The organism is Syntrophaceticus schinkii (assembly GCF_000946815.1).
Lineage (GTDB): Bacteria > Bacillota > DSM-12270 > Thermacetogeniales > Thermacetogeniaceae > Syntrophaceticus > Syntrophaceticus schinkii.
In genome coordinates, this window is sequence record NZ_CDRZ01000266.1 from 22,915 (window position 1) to 29,481 (window position 6,567).

Below are 6,567 nucleotides of genomic sequence, written 5' to 3' on the forward strand. Positions count from 1 at the left end.
GGTGCACCTGATCGAAGGGCAAGATATAGATCTTTATAATAGTTTTGTAAATAGTTCCTTGCGGCCACACTTCCTGCAGAGCTATGAGTGGGGGGAACTGAAACGAGGCACCGGGTGGAAGCCTTTACGCCTCCTTGTGACAAAGGATGGCACCCCCGTCGCTGCCATCTCCCTTCTCAAAAGAAAACCCCCCATTTTTGGGAGGTCGATTCTTTATGCACCCAGAGGGCCGGTGATCGGTAAGGAATGTGACCAAGCGGGTGAAGATTATTTCTGGCAAGAAGTGATCAAACTCGGGAAGAAGCACAGGGCTATTTTGCTTAAAATTGACCCTGACATCCCTTCACCGGATGAAGCTGCATTAAAGCGCCTTAAAATGATCGGTTTTCGCCCCTCCGGGGATGAAGCCGGCTTTGGAGGGGTGCAGCCTCGCTATGTGTTTCGTATGGATATTACCCCTAACGAAGAGGATCTGCTGGCCGGGATGGCGAGCAAGACCAGGTACAACCTTCGCCTGGCAGCCCGCAGGGGAGTAAAGGTGCGGATGGCAGAGAACAAAGATGAGCTACGGACATTTTACGATATATTAACCGAAACTGCGGAGCGTGACGGCTTTCTTGTCCGTGACTTCAGCTACTTTGAAGCGATGTGGGACCTCTTTGTTGCTCAAGGAACTGCGCGTTTGTTTTTAGCAGAATATGAAGGGGAGATCATTGCCGCGACCCTGGCTTTTTGCTGCGGAAATCGCGCCTGGTATCTGTACGGAGCATCCAGCAACAGGCGGCGCAATGTGATGCCTAACTACCTCCTGCAGTGGGAGATGATCAGGTGGGCTAAGTCACTGCAGTGCAGTGTATATGATATGCGGGGGGTTCCGGCGACTGATGATCCCGAAGAAGCCCTTGCCGGGCTTTATCGCTTTAAGAAGGGCTTTGGGGGAGAATTCACCGAGTTTATCCCAGAACATGACCTGGTTCTCTCTTCTATCTGGTATTTTATCTGGGAGAAGCTTGTTCCTATCTACTTGAAGCTTACTCACCGTAAAAAGAGCCAGCGAGATGAGATAGACTAGGATGAAAATATTTCGTTACTATTTGTGCCGCTGGCGGCAGCGGCGAAATGGCTGTTAGGGTGTTTTATAAAATCTATGTAAATGATAGAGGTTGAAGATGTTGGATGTACAGGAAAGCACCCCTTGCTGGGTGGATGTCGATCTGGATGCAGTAGGGAATAATATTGCCAGTGTAAAAAAATTCCTACATAGTGGTGATGTCAGGCTGATGGCGGTGGTGAAGTCCAATGCCTATGGTCACGGTTTGCTGCCGGTGGCCAGGACTGCCATGACACGGGGTGCTGATGCCCTTGGGGTGACACACCCCAATGAGGGTATTGCCCTGAGGGAAGAAGGCATTGATGCACCGGTCCTGATCTTTCGTCCCCTGCTCCCCGGTGAAGAAGAAGATATTGTGAGATTCGGCCTCACCGCCTCGGTCAGCACAGTTGAACAGGCTGAGCTGTTATCTGCCGCGGCTCAAAAGTTCGGGCTGAGAACCCCTGTCCACCTCAAGATCGAAACCGGGATGGGGAGGACGGGTTTCCTGCCGGAAACCCTTAAGGCTATGGCAAATCGCCTTTTTTCTCTTCCGGGGTTGGAATGGGAGGGGATCTACACCCATTTTGCCTCTGCAGCAATTGATTCATCTTTTACCCGCCGTCAGTTCCAAAATTTTTGCGGTATAGTACAGGATTTCGCCATAAAGGGAATAGAGTTTCCCTTGCGGCATGTCTGTAACAGTGCCGCTGCCCTGCTTTATCCTGAAATGCACCTTGATATGGTGCGTGCCGGCACACTCATCTACGGCCAGCTTCCCGCCGGAGTAACAAGCCCGGCCCTTGACCTGGAAGATACCTGGTCCTTTTGGACCCGGGTTATTCATTTACAAAAGGCGCGGTCCGGGGCGACCATAGGCTATGGAAGAACACATCGGGTGCGCCGGGATACGGTGATAGCTGTTCTGCCTGTAGGCTACAGAGATGGTTTTGGTTTAGATGTGCAGCGCCGCCCGGCGGGGCTGTTGGATCTGGGCAAGGTGATTGCTAAAATAATTTTGGGCTATCTGGGACATCCGGTAGGCTCACCATATGTTTCCATCAACGGCACCCTGGCCCCGGTTGTGGGCAGAATCGGAATGGAATTAAGCTGTATCGATGTGGGCAACATACCTGATATAAAGGTTGGTACCCCAGTTCTCGTGCAGGTGAGACGCACAGTTGTTAAAGATTCTGTTCCCTGCTTATACAGGTGCCAGGTACCATCTCACAGCAACAGCGGTCCAGAGATGCAGACCTAACCTCCCGAATCAGCAATTTAAAGTATTTTGTTAGAGGAATTAACGGTTATATGGAGAATAGAGAGAACATATACCTGCGGCAGTGGCGGAGGAGGTTATAGAAATGATCATTCAAACAACAAATGCAGTTGCCCTGCGTTGTCCGGATTGCGGCAAAATAAAATACCATGTGCTGTCTTTTTTTGCTTTTTCGGGGAAAAAGCCGGTGCGTTTTAGCTGTGACTGCGGGGCGCAGCTGCTTTCCATCACAACAAAGGATCACAAGGTATACTACCTGCAGTTGGACTGCTTAATGTGTGAGACGAAACACCTTTACCACTATCTTTTTAAAGACCTCTGGTCTTCTGAAGCTCTGCCCTTGTACTGTGAGGAGACAGGTCTGGAGGTAGGTTTTATCGGGCCGCGGCCAAAGGTCAGGAAGTGTATCGCCAATCAGGAGCGTTCACTGCGTGAAATGGCAGAGGATCTTGGTTTCTCAGATTACTTTGAGAATCCGGAAGTCATGTATGATATTCTGGATGAACTGCATAAACTAGCAGCAGAAGGGAAACTTTCCTGTCAGTGTGGGAATATGGATGTTGAAGTGGAGGTTTTTGCCGATCGCGTGGAGCTGCGCTGCCCCAACTGCGAGGCCCTGGGTATTATCAGTGCCGAAACCAAGGAAGACCGGAAGGCCATGAAAAATACCTGGGAAATTGTTTTGAAGGCTGGGGCCTTACAGTGGATCTGCCGCGGCAAGGCAAAAAACAGAAGGAGAAAGTCCAAGGAATAAGGGGGTACTTTTTTCTTGAGTCTGGTAACTATTTCAGAGCTTCTTACCAGGGCTGAAGCAGGTGGGTATGCTGTAGGTGCCTTTAACTGCAACAATATGGAGATCGTGCAGGCGATCATCTCAGCAGCTGAGGTGGAGCGCTCTCCGGTGATTATTCAAGCCAGCCAGGGTGCCATCAAATATGCCGGCTTGGGATATATAACCTCCCTGGTGCGTGAGGCAGCTTTGTTCTCTGAGGTTCCGGTGGCCCTGCATCTGGATCACGGCACCGATTTCCAGCAGGTGGTCAACTGCTTGAGGTCCGGCTTTACTTCCGTTATGTTCGATGGTTCCCACCTTCCCCTGGAGGAAAACATCAAAATGACCCGCAAGGTAGTGGAGGTGGCTCATGCAGCAGGCATAGCTGTGGAAGGAGAGCTCGGACGCCTGCGGGGTATCGAAGATGAGATCAGTGTTTCAGAACGAGACGCCTTTTTTACAGATCCTCAAGAGGCTGTTACCTTTGTACAGGAAACAGGGATCGATGCACTGGCTCCCTCTATCGGTACCGCACATGGGCGCTACCGCGGAAAACCCGAGCTGGATTTTGAAAGGCTGCACAGGATCCGGGAACTGACGGGAGTGCCACTGGTACTGCATGGTTCATCAGGTGTGCCTGGTGAAGATATCAGGAGAGCCATTGAACTGGGTGTCCGCAAGGTGAATATCGATACCGACATCCGGCAGGCCTTTGTGGAAGAGATCCGCCGCGTGCTGGCATCTGATCCGGATCAGATCGATCCCCGCAAGGTTTTGGGGCCGGCACGCACAAGAGCTACAGAGGTGATCCGGGAAAAAATTCGGCTTTTTGGATCGAATGGAAAGGCCTAGAAAAGCCTTGAATCTAAGGAGTGAAAACAGTTGGAGATCTTTTTGGACACTGCTAATGTTGATGAAATCAAGGAAGCTGTAGACTGGGGAGTTATCTCCGGGGTTACCACCAATCCTACCCTCATCGCCAGGGAAGAGGGTGCAGATTTTCATGAAATTATTAGGGAGATCTGTGAACTGGTACAGGGCCCGGTAAGTGCTGAGGTGATCAGCCAGGATTTGAACTGGATTCTGCGGGAGGCTCGGGAACTGGCGAGTATTGATTCTCATGTTGTTGTAAAAATTCCGGTAACACCTGAGGGTTTGTCCGCGGTAAAGGTGCTCTCCGGAGAAGGTGTCCGTGCAAATGTAACCCTGGTGTTCAGTGCCCTTCAGGCCCTCTTGGCGGCGCGGGCAGGGGCTGCCTATGTCAGTCCCTTTATCGGTCGGATCGATGATACCGGCCAGGAAGGAATGGATGTGCTGGATGATATAATGGGTATTGTTGAAAACTACCAGTTTTCAACGGAGGTGATCGCTGCCAGCATTCGTCACCCTCAGCATGTTTTGGAGGCTGCAAGAATCGGGGCGGACATCGCCACAGTACCATTCAATGTGCTGAAAATGATGTTCAGGCACCCCCTGACTGACCGCGGGATAGAGCGTTTTCTTGCGGATTGGGATAAAGTAATCAAGGGTTAAAATTGTCTTGACAAATATGAACAGTAATGTTAATCTATACATAAAAATGTCCTGACACATGCTTTGCTTCCTGCATTTTAGTCAGACCCCTTGGTATGTTTACAGCTGCCGGAGCCGCTGTACTGTAAAAAGCGGCACCGGCGTGCTCTTGTATCCTTCCTTTGATCGACCGGAATAACCGGACTATCAATTACTGATAAACTGCAAATTATAACTGATCCCACCTGGAGGGACAATATTTTACCAGCCTTATCTTGTAACATATCCTAATAAAGTTTTGTTTATAGTTTATTGAATTATGTTATATCTAAAATTAATAGAAAATAGGGTGATATCAACTTGAATCTGTCAGAATTAGAGCAGAAGACCATCTCAGAGCTCCATAAAATCGCTAAAGACCTGGAGCTGACCGGGTGTTCACGTCTGCGCAAAAAGGAACTCATTTTTGAGATCATGAAGGCCAATACTGAAAAGGATGGGCTGATGTTTGCCCAGGGGATCCTGGAAATCCTTCCGGATGGCTACGGTTTCCTGCGCCCTTTCGCCTACCTTCCCAGCCATGATGACATCTATGTTTCCCCTTCACAGATCCGGCGCTTTGACATGCGAACAGGTGACCGTGTTGCCGGACAGGTGAGGGCACCAAAAGAGACAGAGCGCTTTTATGCCCTCTTGCGGGTAGAAACAATCAACGGCTATGACCCGGATGAGGCTTCACAGAGGCTGCATTTCGATGCATTAACACCGATCTTTCCCAATGAGCGGATTACCATGGAAAGTAATGGGTCCGGGGACATCTCCTGCCGGATCATCGACCTGATCTCTCCTTTAGGAAAGGGACAGCGGGGGTTGATTGTTGCTCCCCCCAAAGCAGGGAAGACCTATTTGCTGAAAAAGATCGCCAATGCCATAACTAACAACTATTCAGATATTTATCTGATGGTGCTGCTCATCGATGAACGCCCGGAAGAGGTTACAGATATGCAGAGGTCTGTGGATGGGGAGGTTGTCAGCTCTACCTTTGATGAGCCTCCGGAAAACCATGTCAAGGTCTCAGAAATGGTGTTGGAGCGGGCAAAGAGACTGGTGGAACACAAGCGTGATGTGGTGATTCTATTGGACAGCATCACCCGACTTGCTCGAGGCTACAATTTAGTTGTTCCCCCTTCCGGCCGCACTCTTTCCGGTGGAGTTGATCCTACAGCACTGCATAAACCCAAGCGCTTTTTCGGGGCTGCCCGCAATATCGAAGAAGGTGGCAGTTTGACCATCCTGGCTACAGCACTGGTAGAGACCGGGAGCAGGATGGATGATGTGATCTTCGAAGAGTTCAAGGGCACAGGCAATATGGAGCTGGTGCTGGACCGGAAACTATCGGAAAAGCGGATCTTCCCGGCTATTGATGTCAAGCGTTCCGGCACACGGCGGGAGGAATTGCTGCTCAGTAAAGATGAGCTGGAACTGGTCTGGAATTTTAGGAGGACCTTCGCCTCTTACGGTACCAGCGACATCAGCGAAATGCTGATCGATGCCATGAAGAAGACCAAAGGAAACAACGACCTCCTGCGCGCACTTCCTGAACTCTTCAAGTGAGACGCGGGGACGGTTCCCACCTCTCGCCGGATGCATCGGGGACGGTTCCTGGCGCATTTCTGAAGTTGGTGCCGCCATCTTTTCCGACATTTGACCTCCATTCTCGGGTGATACACTGGGGACGGGAGCGACCAAGCTAGGTCGTGACACTTAGTGGGTGGGAATCCCACCGGGCAAGGTTTAGCCAACCACCCGTAGCCAGCCTTGGAGCATAGCTGGTAACAGCTATGTTTAAGCGTAGGCAGGCGAGACAGCGGGCCGAAAGCCGCGAAGGTTGAAGGGATTAGCTTCGAAATAGTG

6 protein-coding genes are annotated in these 6,567 nt (G+C 50.6%); all 6 read left to right on the forward strand.

Translation table 11 applies throughout. The features are described from left to right. Position 1 precedes the first annotated feature (1 nt). Entirely contained in the window at positions 2-1,072 is a 1,071-nt protein-coding gene (locus SSCH_RS12790) for a lipid II:glycine glycyltransferase FemX (RefSeq protein ID WP_232294470.1), read from the forward strand. A gap of 97 nt (positions 1,073-1,169) precedes the next feature. Beyond that, complete coding sequence (alr, locus tag SSCH_RS12795) at positions 1,170-2,351, forward strand: alanine racemase (protein ID WP_052835644.1); 1,182 nt, start codon at positions 1,170-1,172, stop codon at positions 2,349-2,351. Positions 2,352-2,454: 103 nt separating this feature from the next. Then, positions 2,455-3,123 (forward strand): hypothetical protein, encoded by a 669-nt coding sequence (locus SSCH_RS12800; protein ID WP_044665795.1) that lies wholly within the window; start codon positions 2,455-2,457, stop codon positions 3,121-3,123. 15 nt (positions 3,124-3,138) lie between these two features. After that, on the forward strand, positions 3,139-3,993 hold the full coding sequence (locus SSCH_RS12805; protein WP_044665796.1) for a class II fructose-1,6-bisphosphate aldolase: 855 nt from the start codon (positions 3,139-3,141) through the stop codon (positions 3,991-3,993). Between the two features lie 30 nt (positions 3,994-4,023). Then, the gene (fsa, locus tag SSCH_RS12810) at positions 4,024-4,674 is read left to right on the forward strand and encodes a fructose-6-phosphate aldolase (RefSeq protein WP_044665797.1); all 651 of its coding nucleotides are present in this window, start codon (positions 4,024-4,026) and stop codon (positions 4,672-4,674) included. A 339-nt stretch (positions 4,675-5,013) separates the two neighbouring features. Next, on the forward strand, positions 5,014-6,267 hold the full coding sequence (rho, locus tag SSCH_RS12815) for a transcription termination factor Rho (RefSeq protein ID WP_044665798.1): 1,254 nt from the start codon (positions 5,014-5,016) through the stop codon (positions 6,265-6,267). The last annotated feature ends 300 nt before the right edge of the window (positions 6,268-6,567 follow it).

What these genes read in the sequence shown, in the direction of transcription:
- alr (WP_052835644.1), top strand. Translation starts at nt 1,170, where the DNA reads ATGTTGGATGTACAGGAAAGCACCCCTTGCTGGGTGGATGTCGATCTG.
- SSCH_RS12800 (WP_044665795.1), top strand. Translation starts at nt 2,455, where the DNA reads ATGATCATTCAAACAACAAATGCAGTTGCCCTGCGTTGTCCGGATTGC.